We start from the raw sequence: 20,486 nt of genomic DNA on the forward strand, positions 1-20,486 counted from the left end.
ACAAGAAGCTATCTCACCAAATCTCCACGCAACCGAAGCAACTCCGTTTCCGCCGCTTTTAAATTATACCGTGCGTTAATTAAATTGGTGATGGTGGTGGAAACATTTTCTTCGGCCTGTCGCAGTTCAATGAAGGTTGTTTTTCCCAGGCGGTAACGTTCGCGTTCGATGAATAAATTTTCTCTCGCAAGGCCTACGCTTGAGTCAAGTGTTTCCACTACTTGGCGTTGCGCTTCGTAACTGCGGAAAGAATTTATAAGATTAGTGTTGAGCAACGACGTTTGGCTTTCGTATTGGAGTTCGTGGTAGCGCACCGTCAGTTCGGCTTGCCGTATTTGCTGCCGCACCGTAAAGTTGTTCAGGATTGGGACCGTAGCCGTGATGCCGTAATTAAATCCTTTGTTTAAGTTGAACAGCGGCGAAAATTGATTAATCACCTGGTTGTTGCTGGTGCGGCTAAAGTTATAGGCAGAGATGAGCGAAACGGTGGGATAACGTTGCGCCTTTACTAACCGCACGTTTAATTCCGCTGCTTTAATGTTGGCTCTCGTCAGTTGCAAATCGGGTGTGGAAAGATTGCTTAACAGGGCCGCCAAAACCAAATCGCTTCGCACGGGAATGGTGTCGGAAACTTTGTAATTAACCGAAGGAGCGGTATTCATCAATTCATTCAAGGTTTGCCGACGCTGGTCAATCAAAGCAAGTTGATTTAACTGCGCGGCTTTGCTGTTGTTAAAATCAATTTTCGCTTGCAGCACATCAGGCTTAATGCCAACGCCGATGTCGAATTTGTATTGGGCCAATTTCAAGCGGTCGGATGCCAACTGCATTTGTTCTTCCACGTTTCGCAGTTGCTGCTGTTGGCGTACAATGTCGTAATAGGTTGTAACAACGTTTGCCACGGTATTGATGACGGCACTCTTCACCACAAGATTTCCCTGTTCAACCGCAATGTCCAACTGGTTGCGTAGCAAAAACATCCGAAAGCCGTCAAACACCGTCCAGTTAAGGTTTATTGATGCCGTGAGGCTGTTGGATTTAATTCCTTTCCGCTCTTTTTCCGAACCGTCGGCAAGCGTTTGCCGCTGGTTGTTGTTGTTGGCGAGATAGGTACCGTTGCCGTTCAGCCGCGGATAAAAACCTGCATTGCGGTACAAGTAATTAATAGCCGCAACGGCCGAATCCTGCCGCGAAAGTTGAATGTCGTAATTGTTACGAAGAGCATAAGCAACCGCTTCTTCCACTGTCAGCGAATCCTGTTGCGCAAGTCCCTCTTTGCCTGCGACGGCAATAACGAGCAAGAAAAAAAATCGTTTCATCATGCGTTTAGTATCGTGCTTTCTCGGCTTCAACCGCTTCTTTTTCTTTGTCCATTTCATCCAGCGGGTTTCGTTTGTGCTTTGATGAAAGATAAGAATACATGGCCGGTATAACGAACAAGGTTAAGACAAGTGAAAAAATGATTCCGCCAATGATGACAATACCCAGCGGAATGCGGCTGGTGGCTGCTGCGCCCAACGACAGCGCAATGGGCAAGGCACCCAAAGCCATCGCCAGAGACGTCATTAAAATGGGGCGCAAACGTTGGGTAGATGCGTAAATGGCCGCGTCCGTTTTGCCCATTCCTTTTTCGCGGTTTTGGTTGGCAAACTCCACAATCAAAATGCCGTTCTTGGTTACAAGGCCAATGAGCATGATCATGCCGATTTCGGAAAAGATGTTGAGCGTTTGCCCAAACACCCACAGCGATAAAAGCGCACCGGCAAGGGCCAGCGGCACGGTAATCATGATGATGAACGGATCAATGAAACTTTCAAATTGCCCGGCCAAAATGAGAAAGATTAAACCAAGCGCCAAAAAGAAAGCAAAGCCAATGTTGCTGCTGCTTTCGGCGTATTCACGTGAAGAGCCGGCAAGGGATGTTGAAAAGGTATCGTCAAGCAAAGGCTTTGCAATGCGTTCCATTTCGGCAATGCCGTCTCCGATGGTTTTTCCGGGTTGTAGCCCTGCAGATATGGTGGCTGATTTAAAACGGTTAAAGTGGTAAACAGTCGAAGGCGTGGTGGCTTCGGTAAAGCTTACTACGTTATCAAGACTGATCATTTGGCCTGAACTGTTGCGCACGTAAATGTTTTTCAAATCCGTTGGGTCATCGCGGTCGTTGCGGGCCACTTGTCCAAGCACCTGGTATTGCTTTCCTTCTTTGGTAAAATAGCCAAGCCGCCTGTTGCTCAGGGCAAGGTTCAGGGTGTTGGAGATGTCTTGTACGGATACGCCAAGCTGCGAAGCTTTTAAGCGGTCAACTTCAATGCGCAGTTCGGGCTTGTTGAATTTTAAATCTGCGTCGGCTTGCATCAACACGTTGCTTTTGTTCACCTCTTCCAAAAAGCGTGGCAGCACTTTGGCCAGCTTGTCGAAGTCGTTGTTTTGAATCACAAACTGAACCGGCTGTCCGCCGCGGCGGTTTTGCTGAATGGTTTGTTCTTCGATAGCCACGGCCCGTCCTTCGCTGAACTTTGGAAGGTTGCGGTTGATCATGGCGACGATTTCTTTTTGCGAACGGTTGCGGTCCTTTGCATCAACCAGCGTAGCCCGCACAAAACCTGAGTTGGCGGCACCGCCCGAAGAACCCGGCGCGGTCAGCGACAACACCGTTCGTTTTTCCGGAACAGAATCCAACACAAGGTTTGTTATCTTGTCAATGTAGGCATCGGTGTATTCGTACGAGCTTCCTTCAGGAGCTGTAATCTGCAAACGAAACTGGCTGCGGTCCTCCATCGGCGCCAGTTCGGACTGCAACGATCCGCCAATAAAATAAATGATGATACCACAGATGGCAACGATGACAAAGGCAATCCAGCGCACCCGCATAAAGCCCGTAAGCAGTGCCTTGTAACCGTTCTCCATACCGCGGAAAAACGGTTCGCTTTTGCGGTAAAACCACGAGTGCTTGTGCACGTTTCTGGTCAGCTTTACGTTCAGCACCGGCGTAAGCGTGAGTGATACGAAAGCGGAAATCAAAACCGCACCGGCCACCACGATGCCGAACTCGCGGAACAGTCGTCCGACAAAGCCCTGCAAAAAGATGATGGGTAAAAACACCACGGCCAGCGTTATGGAAGTAGCGATAACGGCAAAGTAAATTTCTTTTGAACCGGCAACGGCAGCCTTGTATTTGTTCATGCCGCCTTCCATTTTTTTGAAAATGTTTTCCGTCACCACAATGCCGTCGTCCACCACCAAGCCTGTTGCCAGCACGATGGCAAGCAGCGTGAGCACGTTGATGGTGAAGCCGCAGATGTACATGATGAAGAAAGCGCCGATCAACGACACCGGGATGTCAATCAGCGGGCGAAAGGCAATGGCCCAGTCGCGGAAGAAAAGGTAAATGATGACCACCACGAGGATGAAGGAAATGGCCAGGGTTTCTTCCACTTCCGAAATGGAGTTCTTGATAAATTTTGTTTGGTCAAGCGCAATGTTCAGCGTGAAGTCGGCGGGGATTTCTTTCTTTAATTGATCGAGGCGTTTGTAAAATTCATCCGAGATGGAAACGTAGTTGGAACCGGGCTGCGGAATGATGGCAAGCGCAATCATCGGGATGTTGCTTTCACGCAGGGAACTCTCTTCGTTCTCGGGCCCAAGTACGGCTTCGCCGATGTCGCGAACGCGGATGTCGCTGCCGTTTTGGGTTTTAATGATGATGTTGTTGAACTCCTCTTCGGTATTCAATTGGCCAAAAGTGCGCACAATTAATTCGGTTGTATTTCCCGACAGCTTGCCGCTCGGAAGTTCCACGTTTTCGCGGGCCAGTGCGGCTTGAACATCGGCAGGAGTGAGGCTGTAAGACGAAAGCTTTTTCGGGTCGAACCAAATGCGCATGGCGTAGCGTTTCTCGCCCCAGATTTGAATGCCGCTTACGCCGGGAATGGTTTGCAAACGTTCTACTAAAACGTTGTTGGCGTATTCCGTTACCTCCAATTGGTTGCGGGTGTTGCTTTGCACCGTCATGGAAATAATCGGGTCGCTCGACGCATCGGCTTTTGATACAACCGGCGGTGCGTCCAGATCGTTGGGCAGCGAACGCGAAGCTTGCGAAACTTTGTCGCGGACGTCGTTGGCCGCCGTTTCCAAATCAACGCTCAGGTCAAATTCAACGTTGATGTTGCTGCGTCCCTGGCTGCTGCTCGAGGTAATGTTTTTAATGCCCGCAACGCCGTTGATGGCTTTCTCCAACGGCTCGGTGATTTGCGTTTCGATGATGTCCGGATTGGCGCCGCCGTAGGATGTGCTGACGTTGATGTTGGGCGGATCAATGGCGGGATAATCGCGAACGCCCAAAAACTTAAAACCGATGACGCCAAACACAACGATGATGATGTTGAAGACGATGGCAAGAACGGGCCTTCGTATGCTTAATTCAGAAATATTCATGCGCCTCTGTTAAAGGTTAAGGTTTGGCAGCAGCGGCCTTGGTTGAATCTTTTGCCTGTGCGTTCGGGCCCTTTACGGGTTTGTTGTTCAATTTCGACAAAACAACTTTCGCATCTGGCCTCAAACTAAGCAAGCCGGTAAGCAAAACCGTATCACCGGGGTTCAAGCCTTTTGTAATTTGAACGTTAGCCGAATCGCGGACACCGGTTTCCACGTCAGTAAATTTTGCAATGCCGCCTTTGTACAAATAAACTTTCTTTCCTCTTGCCTGTGGTATCACCGCCTGTGTGGGAATCATGATCGCATTCGGGTCGGGAGCAAAATCCAGCGTCACCTTTGCAAAGCCGCCCGGTGTCAATCCTTTCGTATCGCCTTGCACGGCGGCACGCACACCCAGCGTTCTTGTGTTTTCGGTGATGTTCGATTGCGTAGCCACAATTCGCCCGGTAAATTTTTTGCTCACGCCTTCTACCGTGAAGTTTACGAACTGGCCGGTGCGTATTTGCGGAATGTATTTCTCCGGAACGGTGAAATCAACTTTCAAATTACCTGTTTGGCTAATGGTCGTCATTACCGTTGCGGGACTTACATAAGCGCCTACACTCACCATCCGAAAACCAATCTTGCCGCTAAAGGGTGCACGCACAATGGTTTTGGCAATTTGTGTTTGTACAACGGCCATGTCTGCGGCGGTATTGCTTGTTTGCAATTGCGTGGCTTCGTAGTCCTGTTGGCTGATGCCGCCGATTTTTAAAAGCTCTGCCGAACGGCTTTCGTTTTGCCGTGCAATTTTTTGCTGCACCTGAAGTTTGCGTAACTGCGCCTGCAGGTCGGCATCATTCAATCTAAACAGCGTAGTGCCTTTGCTTACATAAGCGCCTTCTTTAAAATAGATGCCGGTAATAAGGCCCGCAACCTCCGGGTGAATTTCGGTGGCTTCGGTGGCGGAAATAGAGCCCGGAATTTCGATGTTGTCAAGAAGAGTTGTGGTGGCCACGGTTATGGCTTCTGCCCGAACGGGTGGCCGTTGCGTACCGCCTCCTTTTTGCGTTTGTTGCGCTTCTTTTTTGCGTTCGGTAGAACTACAGGAGAAAAAAAGAAAAAGGCCGAGGCTAAGGATAAGGTTGAGCGTAATGCGATTTAAGTTCATTCGGGGTTGCATGGCTTAAGGCGCAAAAGTAATCAGGAATGCTTTGCGGAACGGCGTTAATGTTGTGCGGAGGAGTTATCCGTTAACCATAATTAACGTGAGGGAAAGTTCACGTGTTGACTTGTTCACTTGTTCACAAGTTCATAAGTCGGTGTCCGAAACCAGAAGGCCGCTTCAATCGTTTAAGACGAACAAGTGAACCCGTGAACAAGTGAACTTAAGACACCACCTTCAGCAGTTGTTTTACCTTGTTCGCTTTGTGAACAAGGTCTGCTTTTTCGGCGCTGATCACGGTAACGTGCCCCATTTTTCGCCCCGGTTTTGTATGCGTTTTGCCGTAAATGTGAACGAAGGCGTTATCAATTTGCAGTACGTCGTTTAACCCTTCGTATTTGGCCGGACCGCTGTAACCTTCGCTGCCCACAAGGTTGATCATGGCTGAAGAAAAAATGGCTTTTGTATTGCCCAGCGGATAGCCGAGAAGAATGCGCCACAGCATGTCAAACTGCGAACTGTAATGTGCTTCAATGGTATGGTGTCCGCTGTTGTGCACCCGCGGCGCGGTTTCGTTCACCAGCACGTCGTCATTTTCATCCACGAACAATTCAACGGCGAACAATCCCGGCGAGCCGAAGTTGCGAACAACCGACAGCGCAATAGCTTCCACTTTCCACAATACCTTTTGCGAAATGTCGGCGGGAGAAAGCTGGTAATCCAGCAGGTTTAAATCTTTGTTGAAGATCATTTCCACCGGCGGATACAAAGCGGTTTTTCCGTCCTGACCTACGGCCACGATTTGCGCCACTTCTTTTTTGAGCCTTACTTTTTTTTCCAGCACGCTTTCTTCTTCAAAACCTTTGTGCGCATCGTTAAGGCTTTCAATTATTTCAACGCCTTTCCCGTCGTAGCCGCCTTCGGCTAATTTTTGCACGGCGGGCAAAAGGTGTTGGTGCAAAGCGATTTCATTGCGGTGCGAAAGAATGGAATAGGCTGCCGTGGGTATGCTGTGTTGGGAATAATATTTTTTTTGCGCTGCCTTGTTTTTAATAATTCGTAGCACGGAAGGCTTTGGAAAAATTTTCACGCCTTCGCTTTCCAGTTTTTCCAGGGCCTCAATGTTTACGTTTTCGATTTCTATGGTTACGGCATCAAGCGATTTTCCAAAATTGTAAACGGTGTCAAAATCGCGGATGCTGCCTTTTACGAAATACCGGCATAAATGAGCCGCCGGACAATCATCGTCGGCTTCCAGCACGTGCGTTTCCACGGGATAATTTGCCGCGGCCTGCAACAACATTCTGCCCAATTGTCCGCCGCCAAGGATACCTACTTTTTGCATGGCGCAAATGTAAAGGCAACAAGGTTTGCCGGAAACAAATCTTCGGGCTTCTTCAATGTGGCGCAGGACTTGATGCGCTGTCGTAAACGGGTTTTATGCATACACTTGCTTCTGCGGTCGACCTCGATGCTTTGCTTGACGACATTGGTGATCGCCCCGTGGTAATGCTTGGCGAAGCTTCTCACGGCACACACGAATTTTACACCTGGCGCACGGCCATTTCCAAACGTTTGATCCAGGAAAAGGGTTTCAACTTTATTGCCGTGGAAGGTGACTGGCCGGATTGTTACAAAATCAACCGTTACGTAAAAGGCTACAAAGACGGCGGCGACAACATCAGCGAAGTGCTGCATAATTTCGACCGCTGGCCCACGTGGATGTGGGCGAATTGGGAAGTGGCGGCATTGGCAGAATGGTTGAAAGAACACAACGCAACAAAGCCCCTGAATAAAAAAGTCGGCTTTTATGGGCTTGATGTTTACAGTCTTTGGGACAGCATGTACGCCATGATGGATTACCTGGAAAAAGAAGATCCGCAGGCGGCGCAATCGGTAAAAAAGGCCATCAAATGTTTTGAGCCTTTTGAGGAAAACGAGCAGGCTTACGCAAGGTATTCGCTAACCGAACATTCCTGCCGTGACAAGGTGCTTGCGCTGTTGAAAGAAATTCGCACCAAAGCGCAGTTTTTGGACGGCGACCGCGAAGCCGGATTTAACACCGAACAAAATGCGTTGATTGCCGTGAATGCAGAGAAGTACTATACAACCATGATAAGCTTCGACAACGAAAGCTGGAACGTTCGCGACCGGCACATGATGGAAACGCTTGACCGCTTGTTGAAATTTCACGGCAACGGCGCAAAAGGAATTGTGTGGGAACACAACACGCACATTGGCGACGCAAGGGCAACAGACATGAAGCGTGCCGGCATGGTAAACATTGGCCAATTGGCACGGGAGGAATACGGCATCAACAAGGTTTATTTGGCCGGTTTTGGTTCGTACACAGGAACGGTGATTGCCGGCGACGAATGGGGCGCACCCATGCAAGTGATGGATGTGCCGGAGGCAAGAGAAGGCAGCGTAGAGCACAGCCTGCACCGCGAAAACAAAGAAGACCGTTACCTGCTTTTTAATACGGAAGACATACGTTCAATGTACGGTACAGCTATTCGCCACAGAGCGATTGGCGTGGTGTACAATCCGCAGGCCGAACGCTACGGCAATTACGTTCCGTCGGTGATGGCTAACCGTTACGATGCCTTTATTTATCTGGACGAAACAAGGGCTTTGCACCCGCTACACTTAAAGCCACACGATAAAAAAATGCCGGAGACGTACCCGTTTAATTACTGATTGAGGTCGTGGATTAAAACATTATCAGTGCCCCAGCGTTTGCGTTGGCGGCAAACTTCGGCATTGTTGCGAACCTGGTCTTTAATCCAATGCGGTTTGTTGTAAGCGTTGAAATGGAGTTTTCCTTCGGCTTCGTCGGTGCTGTAAATAATCACATTTCCCACGCCAAACAAGCGGTAGAAAAATGGTTCTTCAATCGACGTATCTCTTACGCGGTATAACTCTGTTTCGTTGGTGATTTTGGTAAACACGCCGGAGCGGATGATGAGCCGCTGGTCGGTCAAGGTAAGCTTGGTGGACGTTACTTCCACCCATTTCCAAAAAGCATAAATGACAGGAGCGAGTAACAGCAGCAGCAAAATTTTTTTGCCGGTTATGATTGTCAAGGCGATTATGGCCGCAAAGCCAAGAAAGGCAAACACAAAGTTCTTCAGGTTCACAATCTGCGACGGATTGCATTCGTGAACGGTTACTTCAGGTTCCATGAATAAAAATTTGTCGTGCCAAGTTAGCTAAATTTGTACGCAACGAATTGCTAAGAAGAGAGACATCTAAACAGCAAACCGACAATTGGTTTCCGTCGTTGCCTTCTTCTTTTCTGCAGTAAAAATGAAAATCTTGCAATATGAACACAATCACAGCCCAAAAGAAATCACCGCAAACAACAACCGATTTTCTCCCGCTTCAGGGAACCGATTACGTGGAATTTTACGTAGGCAATGCCAAGCAGGCGGCGCATTATTACATGAGTGCCTTCGGTTTTCAGGCCCTTGGTTACAGCGGCCCTGAAACAGGCGATAAGGAGAAAGTGAGCTACGCGGTGCGCCAGCACAAACTGACCTTTGTTTTAACGACTCCGCTTCGTTCAAACAACGAAATAGCCGACCATATTTATAAGCATGGCGACGGTGTTAAGTTTTTAGCCCTGCGGGTAGATGATGCAACAGCGGCCTGGGAAGAAACCACAAAACGCGGCGGCAAGAGTTATCTCGAACCGAAGCGGCTCCAAGACAAGGACGGCGAAGTGGTGCTCAGCGGCATTCACACCTACGGCGATACGGTGCATCTTTTTGTTGAACGAAAAGCTTACAGCGGCGCGTTTATGCCGGGCTTTCGTGCCTGGAGCAATCCGCATTTTGTGCCAAAGGACACCGGCCTTTTGTACGTGGATCATTGCGTGGGCAACGTGGGTTGGAACCAGATGAATCCTTGGGTGAAATTTTACGAAGAGGTGATGGGCTTTCGCAACATTTTGTCCTTTGACGACAACGACATTTCAACGGAGTATTCGGCACTGATGAGCAAAGTAATGAGTAACGGCAACGGCTATGTGAAGTTTCCCATCAACGAACCCGCCGAAGGAAAGAAGAAATCGCAAGTGGAAGAATACCTTGAATTCTACGACGGTGAAGGCGTGCAGCACGTGGCGCTTGCTACAAACGATATTGTGGCAACGGTGCGTGAATTAAAGAGCCGCGGCGTTGAGTTTTTGCAAGTGCCAACTACTTATTACGACGATTTATTGGACAGGGTAGGGGCAATAGACGAAGACCTTGAGCCGTTAAAGGAACTGGGTATTTTAGTGGATCGTGATAACGAAGGCTACCTGTTGCAACTCTTCTCCAAACCCGTGGAAGACCGGCCGACGCTTTTCTTTGAAATCATCCAGCGCAAAGGCGCCAAGAGTTTTGGCAAAGGCAATTTTAAAGCTTTGTTTGAAGCCATCGAAAGAGAACAAGCCGAGCGGGGCAATCTTTAGTTGATCGGTTGATTAGTGAGATTGGTAAGACCAAAAACAACCGCCGTTAACCAATCAACTGCTTCACTAATCAACTGATTAACCACCCTTGCCGATTTTTGAATTTTTCTTTGCACAGAAACGCAGAACTTTCCACCCTAAAGCAGTCGCGGAATGAGAACCCTTGTATTGAGTATTTTTCTTTGCTTTTCTTTTTACAGCTTCGGGCAAGGCACGCAGGCTTCCTTTGTTGATTTTCAGCGCGGCTTTTCGCGGCCCTCTGTTGCCATGCAAAACAAATTGGATACGCTGCAAAAGCAGTTTCTTGCCAAAGGATTGCAGTGGCCGGTGAAGTTTATGTACATCCGCTCGTTCAAGTACGACGGACAACTGGAAGTGTGGGTTAGCAACGGCCGCAAAGAGCCGTTCAAACTATTTAAAACGTACCGCGTTTGCGCCATGGCTGGATCACTTGGTCCCAAGCGCATGGAAGGCGATTACCAGGTGCCCGAAGGTTTTTATTACATCAACGAGTTTAATCCCAACAGTAATTATTATTTGTCGCTCGGCATCAATTATCCAAATACATCGGATAGAATTCTATCTGATCCGGTACGGCCGGGCGGTGACATTTACATTCACGGCAATTGCGTAACAGTGGGGTGCATTCCCATCAACGACCAGCAAATTGAAGAACTTTACACGTTGGCCGCTCACGCAAAAAGTTCCGGGCAGGACTTTATTCCTGTGCACATTTTTCCCGTTCGATATAGCAACAGACGAAGCGCTGACTATCTTGCCGAGTTGACCAAAAAGGACGAAAAGCTTAAAATCTTTGCGTCAAAACTGGAGGCTGTTTACGACCACTTTGAAGCCACGCACCAGTTGCCGGTTATCATGACCGACAATCAGGGAGAATATCAGTTTGACGGCCTGACCAAAAAAATCCAGGCTGCACAACCGGTGGCAAAACCCAGGAAAGCTTCTGTGCATCACCGTCAACGGGTCATCACGCAATTGGTCGATGTGGTATTGCAATGGCCGCAGTTTCAGGGCGGCGGACAGGCTTTTTTAAAATACCTGGATCAATTGGGCAAAAGCGTTTCCGCGTCTTTGCCACAGGGCGTGACCAAAGCCAATGTGGTTGTTGAATTTATTGTTGATACGGACGGTGTGCCCACAAACTTTAAAATGATTCAGGGAGTAAACGAGGCTTTTGATGACGACCTGATAACCGTACTTGAACAAATGCCGCAATGGGAGCCTGCTATACTGGACGGCAAGCCCGTTGCAAAAAAGCTCCGACAAAGTTTTGTTGTGTCGAAATAAAACAAGAAGGAAGGAATAGCAAAGCAGCCTAAAGCTGCTTTTTTGTATGCGTAATTCTACGAAGAAGAGAAGGGGAAATTGCAGTTTATTTCTTCGTTGCTTTACCCTTCCCGGTATAATAATCATACGAAAAAATTAGGGCAAAACTGCCATTGCCCAGCAAGCTTGGCCATACTATTTTTGTTCTGTCAAACAATCAAAACCAATACCTGAGAAAAGCCGAGACTAACTTCTTTCCTATTGAAAACCGATATAAATCCAACGTCCTGAGAACCACGTTTAATCCAGTATCTATTGAAGCCCGTTTTTGATCACGTATCCTGAAAAGCCCAGTCCAATCCTACTGAAAGCTACAGGCGTCCAACGAAATGAAAATCCGGACAACGCTACCATGAACCCGCCTGAAATAATTATCCCGCCGAAAGGCGGGATTGTTTTTATGTGTTTTTCACTGTTTGCGTCAAGCTGCATAATTCCCTTCTCTAAGATTGTCGCTGTCCTTTCTTATAACAAGCCGTGGTTGCAGATTACCCGAATGCAGGGTTTTAAGTTTTTCCGCTGTGTTGTAAGCCATCACCGAAACCGGTTCTTCCGTTTCATTCTGGTAAAAGATTTCAATCAACAAGTCGTGTAATTCGTAAAGGTCAATGACGAAGTTTCCTTCTTTGCGTGTTTGGAGAAAAAGACCGTGTTGCATAATCAAGTCGGCTTGCTGCAGGTAATTTAACCGGTAAAAACTTGCTGTTGTAACCATATAAGCGGCATTACATATATTGATTTAGCAGTTTTTGTGCCAACGATATCCGCTGATAAAACCGCGGTGAAACACAGTGAAACAAGCCAGCAGAAGGGGCGATTGGGTAACGGATTGGGGAAATGAAAGCCATCCGGAAACAAAATTAAGCACGACCGACAGTCATATTCGTTCTTTTAATCATTGTCTGGTTCGCGCCGATTTTTGGACAAAGTCATCTTCTTGGGATAGGGTTTGTTGCCCATTGCGTCAAACCATAAAATACGGTTCAGCAAATCGTCGTTGCCGCTGTCAATCTTCGCCAGTTCCGCTGAGCCGGACAGCTCTGTATAGCGTTTGGCTTTGCCCTTCAAGGTGCTTGCGGGTTTGTTCATTTCGTTGAGCGGAATATTGTTCTTTATAAATGCGTACGGCGTTTTGTTAAAGGTTCCTGTAAAGCAATCGAACATAGGCAGCGCGGTCGCGTCCACAACGTTCATTGGCGGCAAGCCAAGAATTTGTTCGATGGTGCGCACCATGGAGGTTTGGTTGTAATTGGTATGAACTGTTTTTTGTAAGCGTGAATAAGGACTGATGATGAAAGCCGTGGTGCGGTAGGCGGACACGTGATCCCAACCTGATTGCGAATCATCCTCGGTTACAAACACCACCGTTGAATCCCAGAAGCGGCTTTTGGTTAACGCCTCTAAAATCCGTCCGAGTGCGAGATCATTATCGGCCACCATCGCCCTTGGCGTAGGAAATCCTTCGCGCATTCCTGCTGTATGATCGGCCGGTAAAGCCATCACCATCAATTGCGGCAATTGATCTCCCGGCATCTTTTCGAAATCGTGCAATTCTTTTATAAAGGCATCGGCTCTTATTTGATCATTAAAATTTTGTCCTTCGAAGCAGGGATAAGCAGGGGAGAGAACCGGCTCAACTCTTGAAATGGTCGAATGATTCGTAAACGAGATGGGCTTGCCTTCTTTGTACAAATCGTAAAATTCTTTCCACCCTAAGCCTGCCTTCCAAGTGGGTGTGCAAGCCTCGCCGTAAATGCGCACGGTTTTTCCGTGATCCAGTGCGTTGTTCCATATAAAACCGGCTTTGTTGTACACCAGCGCATCGGCCAGCACGTGCGGATAGCTGCGAAACCAGGCGCGAACATTCTTCTCCACGTAATCGGTAACGATGGCGGCGTCGGTCCAGGAGTGGCCTTCGGCCGATGATTTGCCGGCAACGTAATAATTGTCCAGCAGCAAAAAATCTTTAACTAAACGGTGTTGGTTCGGCGTAATGCTGTCGCCATAAATGCAAAGCGACTTTATTCCGTTACCTGCGGCTACATCGCCCATTACCTGGTCGTAGGTTTTGTTTTCCTTGATGACGTACAGCACGTGCTTGAACACAGAAGGTTCGCCAATTCGCTCGGGCACAGGTTTGGGTCCAGTGTTTTTTCGCGGCGTTAACTGCGAAAGCTTCGTGCGAAAAAGCAGGTTGCTTTTTTCAACTCTTGTCGAGTAAGATTTCAATGCGTTTTTATCGGGAACGGGTATGATAGAAATCGTTGCTTCCTGCTGGTGTGAACCGTAAGTTTTGGTTGTACTGGCTCTTGCGCCTTCGCCTTCAAGGTTGGCGACGAAAAGAGTTTTGTCTGTTGCCACCAGGCCTGCCGGGTAAGCTTCAGTGGGAATAAAGCCTTCAATCAATGCTTTGCTTCCGCCCTCCGAAAGTTTCATTACCGCTACGGCATTGTTCATTCCATTTGATACATAGAGTATGCTTTCATTGGGCGAAAGCGCCAACGCGTTTGGCGAATCGCCAATAAATGGCGAGGCTTCGTTCAACTTCACCGAAACCGTATTGACAACTTTGTTGGCGGCTGTGTTGATAATGGAAATGTTGTCGCTGTTTCCGTTGGCCACATAAACATAACGGCCGTCCTTGCTCGCGATGATGCTGTTGGGATGAAGCCCCACTTCAATCTCTGTTTCTACTTTGCCCGTTGCCAAGTCAATTACCGAAACCGTACCCGATGATGTAGCGCCTGTCCTTGGGTCCACGTAAACTTTTGCGTAAGGGATGCCGGCGGTTTCCTTTGATGCATCAACCGGAACAGCGCCGGCCCAATTGCTTACGTAAGCTTTGGTTTGGGTTAGCGCAAGGCCAAAAGGCGCCATGCCGGAGGCTGTCGTCCACACTGTTTTTTTGTCTTTCAAATTAAGCTTGGCCAATTGGCTGTTGCCGTTGAGCACCACGAATAAAAACGTTTCATTGCCTTCTTTACGAATCGCGATATCATTGGGTAAAGACATGGGCGCGGGGGCAAGGGCTTTGAACGGAATGGCTTCTTTTATTGTGGCCTTCTTTCCGTCCCAAACCGCATCCATCACGAAGGATGTTTTGTTGGAAGGATTGGCGGCGCCCCAAAAAATATGCGGTCCGTCTTCGCTTTGCCAAACCTTCAGACCGGAGTAAGTACTCATCAAACTTTTGTAAGAAGCATTGTCGGTATAATCAAGGTGGTAGAGGAGTTGGTTCGAGCGAACCTCTATAAACGCAAGGCCGTAGCGGTCTTCTACAATTAAGGTTTTTTCGTCCGGCGTCAATACGCAATCAAGGCTGTGGTTTTCCAACGATGTTTTGCCAAAGCGAATAACAGTGCCCGCCGGATCAATGAAACGGTTATAAGGCATCAGCACCGATGCGTTGTCTACCGTCAGCGTCGTGTCGTCGTACGAACTGTGATAGTCGTTTGCATCCGAAACGGAGCTTTGATAAACGCGGGATGACCGGCAAGCGCAAAAAGCAATCAGTACAAGGAAAAGCCGGTAATGAGCCTGGTATCTTTTCATACGAGTAAAATAAAAACAAACCCACAGTAGGGACACTGTGTTTGTTTTGAATGAGAAATGTCTTTAATTGATTCTAAAATTCTTTGTGCCAGCAGGATTTCAATCCGCTATCACCACGTTAATTCCTCTTTCTTCCAGCGCCTTAACGGATTCGGCCGGAGCACCGCTATCGGTAATAATACTTTGCACAGTGTCCAGGTTGCAGACACGGCCCAGGCCTCTTCTCCCGAATTTTGAGCCGTCGGCCATAATGACCACTTTGCGGGCTACGTTTATCATTTTTTGGTTCAGGCTGGCTTCGTTTAAATTGGTAATGGAGATGCCGAAATCCGGGTCAATACCGTCGGCACCCAAAAACAAAACGTCGCAGGAAATGTGATCCAATATCAATTCGGCAAAAGTGCCTGCAGCGGACGCAGAACTTTGGTGGATCAGCCCGCCCAATTGCAACACCTCTACATTTGGACGATTGTGCAGCTCAAGGGCCACTTTCAAAGCCGGTGTAATCACAATCAGGTGCTTGGTTGGCGAAAGACAACGCGACAGTTCGTAAACCGTCGTGCCCGAACCGATGATGATGGAATCGGTTTGCGTGGTAAGCGGAAGAGCGGCTTTTGCAATCTTTCGCTTTTGATCCACGTTGATAAATTCTTTTTCGTTAATGGGCCGTTCGCTGGCATAAGGGTTTTGCAGTGAACCGCCTCCTTTGGTACGAAAAAGAAGGTTGCGTTCTTCCAGCAACTTTAAATCTTTACGAATGGTGACGCCGGTTACCTGCAAATTCTCGCTCAATTTCTGAATGTCCACACGGCCTGTTTCCTGCAACTGTTTTAAAATGGCCTGATGTCGTTCTGTGATGGTCATGAAAACGATTTGCCGTTAAAGAAAGATTTTTAAACCGTTTGCAAGATAACTTTAAAACCGGTTCTGGTCCAAGCTCATGCCTTTATCGTTTCGAATACAGGCTATAATTATTGCTTTTTATTTCTTTCAATTTAAAAATGTTTACAGAGTCTTTTTTCTGTAGCATCTTCATATCCTTGTAAAGCCTTATGAACATTCCCAACGAAATCTGCTATTCACCAATGAACACAACTACGCAACTGCAAACGCCAGCCTCTCTCTGCTCGACCGCATCGGCATTCCCAAAATCCTGGCATGGGGCTATTTCGGCATCATGATTTTTATGACAGGTGACGGCGTTGAGCAGGGTTGGTGCGACTGAAAAAAGCGAAAGATAAAGACGATGACGACGATGATTAAGCCTTAACGCTGTAGGCTAAATCTCTTTGGTTAAGATCAGGGGAAAGAAGCGTAATGAAAATCCAATCATCCGCTCATGCAATCAAACGGGCTTGTTCATCACACAATCGTTACTTCTATTCCCATGCCTTCTAATTGGTTTACGTAATGGTTGGGAATGCCTTTGTCGGTAATGATTTGGTTGGCTTCTTCGAGTCCGCAAATGCGGCCAAAGCCGCGCCGTCCAAATTTGGTCGAATCCGAAAGCACAATTACCTTTTGTGATGCCTTAATCATTTGACGGTTTAAGTGCGCTTCTACCACGCTGGTGGTGGTCAGGCCAAATTCAAGGTCAATGCCGTCCACGCCCAAAAACAATTTGCTGCACGAAAAATCAGCCAGCATGTTTTGGGCATAAGTGCCGGTAATGGAAGAAGAAGTTTTGCGGATGATGCCGCCCAGTTGAATCACTTCCACGTGTTCGTGCTGCAAAAGTTCCATGGCCACGTTTAACGCCGATGTTACAACGGAGAGCCGCTGTGTAGGCTTTATGGCTTTTGCCAAAGCCAATACCGTGGTGCCTGAGGCAATGATGACCGAATCGTCGGGTTGAATGAACTGTGCCGCCGCCGCACCGATTCGCGTCTTTTCGCCGGCCTGTAATTTCTCCTTTTCGTTTACGGGCTTGTCAACCGTGTACGGATTGTTTACGCTGGCACCGCCGTGCGTTCGAAAAAGCAGGTTTTTGTCCTCTAAGAGTTTCAGATCCTTTCGAATGGTTACGGAAGAAACTTTCAACTCCTTACATAAATCTACTACTTGTATAAATCCTTCCTTTTGAACCTTGTTTAAAATGAATTGATGCCGCTCAGTACTGTTAACCATAAATAAATTTCTCTGCCTAAAAGTATTAAATGTGTTCTTTAAATTTCTGCTTCTGCATAAGTCTTGAAAACTTGTTTAAAAAACTTTTTTTCAATTTTCTTTTATTGAAGGTAAAATCAACATACTTTTAAATTGTCTAAAAGGAAATTGAAAACGAAACCTTACGAAAGAGAATGGCTGGCGCTATTTTGAACCGCAACGTTTTTTTAAAGCAACTGAACGAAGAGTCCTATTGGGATTTAATCGTTGTTGGTGGTGGCGCAACAGGTTTGGGCATTGCAGTGGACAGCGCCAGCCGAGGCTATAAAACCTTGCTTTTAGAACAGGCCGATTTTGCCAAGGGCACGTCAAGCCGCAGTACCAAACTGGTTCACGGCGGCGTTCGGTATTTGGCCCAAGGCAACATACGGCTTGTTTACGATGCGCTTCGCGAAAGGGGAATCTTACAAAAAAATGCGGCGCATCTTGTCAAGCGGCAATCCTTTATCATTCCCTGTTACAGTTGGCTGGAAAAAACCAAATATCTAATTGGCTTAAAGCTTTACGACTGGCTTGCCGGCCGTTTCAGTTTTGGCAAGTCAAGGTTCTTGAACAAGAAAGAAATCCTTCAAAAGCTTCCAAGCCTCAACGCGAAAAATCTTGTGGGTGGTGTTGAGTACTACGACGGGCAGTTTGACGATGCCCGGCTGACCATTAACCTTGCCCAAACCGCCGCTGAACAAGGTGCTGTTCTCTTAAACTATTTCAAGGTAACAGGCCTGCTAAAAGAGAACAGCAGAACAAGCGGTGTGAAAGCCTTGGACGCTGAAACAAAAAAAGAATACACGCTCCAAGCAAAAGTCGTCATTAACGCCACCGGTGTTTTTGTTGACGACTTGTTACAGATGGACAAGCCGGGCCGCCGGCCGCTGGTGCGTCCCAGCCAGGGCGTGCATCTCGTTGTTGACAAATCTTTTTTGCATAGCAGCAGTGCCATGATGATTCCAAAGACGGCAGACGGCCGTGTGCTGTTTGCCGTGCCGTGGCACAATCATGTGTTGCTTGGCACTACCGATACGCCACTCGACAAACATTCGCTTGAACCCGAAGCGCTGCAAAAAGAAATCCGTTTCATTCTCGACACGGTAAAACAGTATCTGTCCCAACCACCGGAAGAAGGTGACGTACTAAGCGTTTTTGCGGGGCTTCGTCCCCTGGCCGCGCCACAAAAAGCCACCTCGAGCACCAAGGAAATTTCAAGAGATCATAAACTGCTCGTCAGCGAATCGGGCTTAATCACCATCACCGGCGGCAAGTGGACGACCTACCGAAAAATGGCCGAAGAAACCGTTGACAAGGCCATCGAAGTTGGTGCTTTACACAAGGTATCTTGTGTTACGAAAAACATTCGCATACACGGTTGTTCTGATGCCTCTACCAAAAACGATTTGTCCGTTTACGGAACAGACCAAAACGGAATCGCAGATCTGATAAATCAATCGCCTTTTTTAGCAAAAAAGCTGGTTGAGGATCTTCCATATACCGAGGCCGAGGTCATTTGGGCAATTCGGACGGAGATGGCCCGCAACGTGGAAGACGTGCTGGCACGCAGGCTTCGGCTTTTGTTCCTGGATGCGAAAGCTGCTCTTGCCGCAGCGCCAAGAGTAGGTGAATTGCTGGCAACGGAACTCCATTATACAGAAAGTTGGAGAAGAGCCCAGGTGGAAGAATTCACAAAACTTGCCCATCAATACTTGTTGCATTCCGATAGGCAAGTAGCCGATGAAAAGCCCGCCGAAGAACGGCTGAAAAAATCGGCCTGAAGCGACAAGAAAAAGACGAACGATTAAACCAACGTATGAGCTTGCAATACATCTTATCATTAGACCAGGGAACCACCAGTTCCCGCGCCATACTGTTTAACAAGGAAGGCGAAATTGTTTCGCTGGCGCAAAAAGAATTCACGCAGATTTTTCCGCAGCCCGGCTGGGTGGAGCACGACCCGAAAGAAATATGGTCGTCGCAAATAACCGTGGCTACCGAAGCCGTTTTAAAAGCTGGAACTACCCCTGCTAATATTGTTGCCATCGGCATTACCAATCAACGCGAAACCACTGTTGTGTGGGACCGGGAAACCGGTGCGCCGGTGTACAATGCAATCGTTTGGCAAGACCGGCGGACGGTATCTTATTGCAACGAATTAAAGACGCAGGGAAAGGATAAAATCATCCAGGAGAAAACGGGGCTGATCATTGATGCCTATTTCTCCGCCACCAAAATAAAATGGATACTGGACGAAGTGCCCGGCGCAAGACAAAAAGCCGAAGAAGGCAAACTTGCTTTTGGAACGATTGATTCCTGGCTGATCTGGAATTTAACCGACGGCGCTGTTCACGCAGCCGATGTGACCAATGCATCGCGTACCATGCTTTTCAATATTCACACCTTGGATTGGGACGATGAATTGTTACAGTTATTCGGCATCCCCAAATCCTTGTTGCCAAAAGTTTGTTCGTCCAGCGAAATCATAGGCGAAACCGCCGGGCAAATTTTTGCTGCAAAGATTCCCATTGCCGGCATTGCCGGCGACCAGCAGGCAGCGTTATTCGGTCAAATGTGCACGAGGCCTGGCATGGTGAAGAACACTTACGGAACCGGCTGCTTTATGCTGATGAACATTGGCAATAAACCCACCATTTCAAAAAACAAATTGCTGACAACCGTTGCCTGGAAAATTGGCAATGAAGTGCAATACGCCTTGGAAGGAAGCATCTTCATGGGCGGTGCTGTGGTGCAATGGCTTCGCGACGGGCTGGGCATCATTCGTTCTTCTTCCGAGGTGGAAAGCCTTGCGCAAAAAGTAGCAGACAACGGGGGCGTTTACCTCGTGCCTGCCTTTGCCGGTTTGGGTGCGCCGTACTGGAACGGTGAGGCCCGCGGCACTATCGTGGGCATGACAAGAGGAACAACAGCAGCACACATTGGCCGCGCATCGCTTGAAAGTATTGCCCTGCAAACGGTGGACGTTCTCAAAGCCATGGAAAAAGATTCCGGCATCTCGATACAGGAATTAAGAGTTGACGGCGGCGCTACGGTCAACAATCTTTTGATGCAAATACAAGCCGATGTGTTACGGGCAAAAGTGGTGCGGCCGCAGATTACCGAAACCACGGCGGCTGGTGCGGCTTATTTGGCCGGGTTGGCCGTGGGCTTTTGGAACGGCATTGAAGAAATTCAAAAGCAGTGGAAAGAGGAGAGAAACTTTGAACCGGCCTCCAACCACGTTGACGAACTAATAAAGGGCTGGCAAAAGGCCGTGAAGGCTTGTGAAGCCTGGGCGAGTTCGTAAGAAAAGACATTGAGATATTGGGTTATTGTGATATTGTTTTCTCGCAACGTTCTTGTTGCTAATTACCGAACTATCCCAATATCTTAATCACTCAA

The 20,486-nt window shown here is 48.0% G+C and carries 14 protein-coding genes; 5 read left to right on the top strand and 9 right to left on the bottom strand.

Annotation, left to right across the window (positions count from 1 at the left end; all coding sequences use genetic code 11):
• Positions 1-8 precede the first annotated feature (8 nt).
• The 4 genes from FSB75_RS01110 to FSB75_RS01125 all read right to left on the bottom strand — a co-directional run bounded on the left by FSB75_RS01110 (position 9) and on the right by FSB75_RS01125 (position 6,923).
• Positions 9-1,322 carry a TolC family protein gene (locus FSB75_RS01110; protein WP_172623027.1) on the bottom strand — a complete coding sequence of 438 codons (1,314 nt, stop codon included), beginning with the start codon at positions 1,320-1,322 and terminating at the stop codon, positions 9-11.
• Positions 1,323-1,326: 4 nt separating this feature from the next.
• Positions 1,327-4,434 (bottom strand): efflux RND transporter permease subunit, encoded by a 3,108-nt coding sequence (locus tag FSB75_RS01115; protein ID WP_146781599.1) that lies wholly within the window; start codon positions 4,432-4,434, stop codon positions 1,327-1,329.
• Positions 4,435-4,450: 16 nt separating this feature from the next.
• Entirely contained in the window at positions 4,451-5,584 is a 1,134-nt protein-coding gene (locus tag FSB75_RS01120; RefSeq protein WP_146781601.1) for an efflux RND transporter periplasmic adaptor subunit, read from the bottom strand.
• Positions 5,585-5,801: 217 nt separating this feature from the next.
• Positions 5,802-6,923, bottom strand: coding sequence for a 5-(carboxyamino)imidazole ribonucleotide synthase (locus tag FSB75_RS01125; protein WP_146781603.1), 1,122 nt, complete (start codon positions 6,921-6,923; stop codon positions 5,802-5,804).
• A 95-nt stretch (positions 6,924-7,018) separates the two neighbouring features.
• Between FSB75_RS01125 and FSB75_RS01130 the strand changes: the two genes are divergently transcribed.
• Complete coding sequence (locus FSB75_RS01130) at positions 7,019-8,278, top strand: erythromycin esterase family protein (protein WP_146781605.1); 1,260 nt, start codon at positions 7,019-7,021, stop codon at positions 8,276-8,278.
• On the opposite strand, the gene FSB75_RS01135 is transcribed toward FSB75_RS01130, so the two are convergent.
• Complete coding sequence (locus FSB75_RS01135; protein ID WP_146781607.1) at positions 8,272-8,763, bottom strand: PH domain-containing protein; 492 nt, start codon at positions 8,761-8,763, stop codon at positions 8,272-8,274. The two genes, FSB75_RS01130 and FSB75_RS01135, sit on opposite strands and share 7 nt — an antisense overlap.
• Positions 8,764-8,903: 140 nt before the next feature.
• Here FSB75_RS01135 and hppD point away from each other — a divergent pair, with 140 nt between their 5' ends.
• Together hppD and FSB75_RS21730 are read left to right on the top strand one after the other, a co-directional pair.
• Entirely contained in the window at positions 8,904-10,037 is a 1,134-nt protein-coding gene (gene hppD, locus FSB75_RS01140; RefSeq protein ID WP_146781608.1) for a 4-hydroxyphenylpyruvate dioxygenase, read from the top strand.
• A gap of 153 nt (positions 10,038-10,190) precedes the next feature.
• Positions 10,191-11,345: a L,D-transpeptidase family protein gene (locus FSB75_RS21730; protein WP_172623028.1), complete on the top strand. Its 1,155-nt coding sequence runs from the start codon at positions 10,191-10,193 to the stop codon at positions 11,343-11,345.
• A gap of 460 nt (positions 11,346-11,805) precedes the next feature.
• Here FSB75_RS21730 and FSB75_RS01150 read toward each other — a convergent pair whose 3' ends face one another.
• From FSB75_RS01150 to FSB75_RS01165, 4 genes are all read right to left on the bottom strand, one after another.
• Positions 11,806-12,099 (bottom strand): hypothetical protein, encoded by a 294-nt coding sequence (locus FSB75_RS01150; RefSeq protein ID WP_146781610.1) that lies wholly within the window; start codon positions 12,097-12,099, stop codon positions 11,806-11,808.
• A gap of 176 nt (positions 12,100-12,275) precedes the next feature.
• On the bottom strand, positions 12,276-14,936 hold the full coding sequence (locus tag FSB75_RS01155; protein WP_146781611.1) for a YncE family protein: 2,661 nt from the start codon (positions 14,934-14,936) through the stop codon (positions 12,276-12,278).
• Between the two features lie 99 nt (positions 14,937-15,035).
• Positions 15,036-15,800 carry a DeoR/GlpR family DNA-binding transcription regulator gene (locus tag FSB75_RS01160; RefSeq protein WP_146781613.1) on the bottom strand — a complete coding sequence of 255 codons (765 nt, stop codon included), beginning with the start codon at positions 15,798-15,800 and terminating at the stop codon, positions 15,036-15,038.
• Positions 15,801-16,298: 498 nt separating this feature from the next.
• A complete protein-coding gene (locus FSB75_RS01165) occupies positions 16,299-17,063 on the bottom strand; it encodes a DeoR/GlpR family DNA-binding transcription regulator (RefSeq protein ID WP_146781614.1) in 765 nt (254 codons plus the stop codon).
• A gap of 173 nt (positions 17,064-17,236) precedes the next feature.
• On the opposite strand from FSB75_RS01165, the gene FSB75_RS01170 reads away from it, so the two are divergent.
• Together FSB75_RS01170 and glpK are read left to right on the top strand one after the other, a co-directional pair.
• Complete coding sequence (locus FSB75_RS01170; RefSeq protein WP_146781616.1) at positions 17,237-18,865, top strand: glycerol-3-phosphate dehydrogenase/oxidase; 1,629 nt, start codon at positions 17,237-17,239, stop codon at positions 18,863-18,865.
• A 35-nt stretch (positions 18,866-18,900) separates the two neighbouring features.
• The gene (gene glpK / locus FSB75_RS01175; protein ID WP_146781617.1) at positions 18,901-20,391 is read left to right on the top strand and encodes a glycerol kinase GlpK; all 1,491 of its coding nucleotides are present in this window, start codon (positions 18,901-18,903) and stop codon (positions 20,389-20,391) included.
• The last annotated feature ends 95 nt before the right edge of the window (positions 20,392-20,486 follow it).

The organism is Flavisolibacter ginsenosidimutans, assembly GCF_007970805.1.
In the GTDB taxonomy this organism is placed as follows: Bacteria; Bacteroidota; Bacteroidia; order Chitinophagales; family Chitinophagaceae; genus Flavisolibacter; species Flavisolibacter ginsenosidimutans.

What these genes read in the sequence shown, in the direction of transcription:
- FSB75_RS01110 (WP_172623027.1), bottom strand. Translation starts at nt 1,322, where the DNA reads ATGATGAAACGATTTTTTTTCTTGCTCGTTATTGCCGTCGCAGGCAAA.
- FSB75_RS01115 (WP_146781599.1), bottom strand. Translation starts at nt 4,434, where the DNA reads ATGAATATTTCTGAATTAAGCATACGAAGGCCCGTTCTTGCCATCGTC.
- FSB75_RS01120 (WP_146781601.1), bottom strand. Translation starts at nt 5,584, where the DNA reads ATGAACTTAAATCGCATTACGCTCAACCTTATCCTTAGCCTCGGCCTT.
- FSB75_RS01125 (WP_146781603.1), bottom strand. Translation starts at nt 6,923, where the DNA reads ATGCAAAAAGTAGGTATCCTTGGCGGCGGACAATTGGGCAGAATGTTG.
- FSB75_RS01130 (WP_146781605.1), top strand. Translation starts at nt 7,019, where the DNA reads ATGCATACACTTGCTTCTGCGGTCGACCTCGATGCTTTGCTTGACGAC.
- FSB75_RS01135 (WP_146781607.1), bottom strand. Translation starts at nt 8,763, where the DNA reads ATGGAACCTGAAGTAACCGTTCACGAATGCAATCCGTCGCAGATTGTG.
- hppD (WP_146781608.1), top strand. Translation starts at nt 8,904, where the DNA reads ATGAACACAATCACAGCCCAAAAGAAATCACCGCAAACAACAACCGAT.
- FSB75_RS21730 (WP_172623028.1), top strand. Translation starts at nt 10,191, where the DNA reads ATGAGAACCCTTGTATTGAGTATTTTTCTTTGCTTTTCTTTTTACAGC.
- FSB75_RS01150 (WP_146781610.1), bottom strand. Translation starts at nt 12,099, where the DNA reads ATGGTTACAACAGCAAGTTTTTACCGGTTAAATTACCTGCAGCAAGCC.
- FSB75_RS01155 (WP_146781611.1), bottom strand. Translation starts at nt 14,936, where the DNA reads ATGAAAAGATACCAGGCTCATTACCGGCTTTTCCTTGTACTGATTGCT.
- FSB75_RS01160 (WP_146781613.1), bottom strand. Translation starts at nt 15,800, where the DNA reads ATGACCATCACAGAACGACATCAGGCCATTTTAAAACAGTTGCAGGAA.
- FSB75_RS01165 (WP_146781614.1), bottom strand. Translation starts at nt 17,063, where the DNA reads ATGGTTAACAGTACTGAGCGGCATCAATTCATTTTAAACAAGGTTCAA.
- FSB75_RS01170 (WP_146781616.1), top strand. Translation starts at nt 17,237, where the DNA reads ATGGCTGGCGCTATTTTGAACCGCAACGTTTTTTTAAAGCAACTGAAC.
- glpK (WP_146781617.1), top strand. Translation starts at nt 18,901, where the DNA reads ATGAGCTTGCAATACATCTTATCATTAGACCAGGGAACCACCAGTTCC.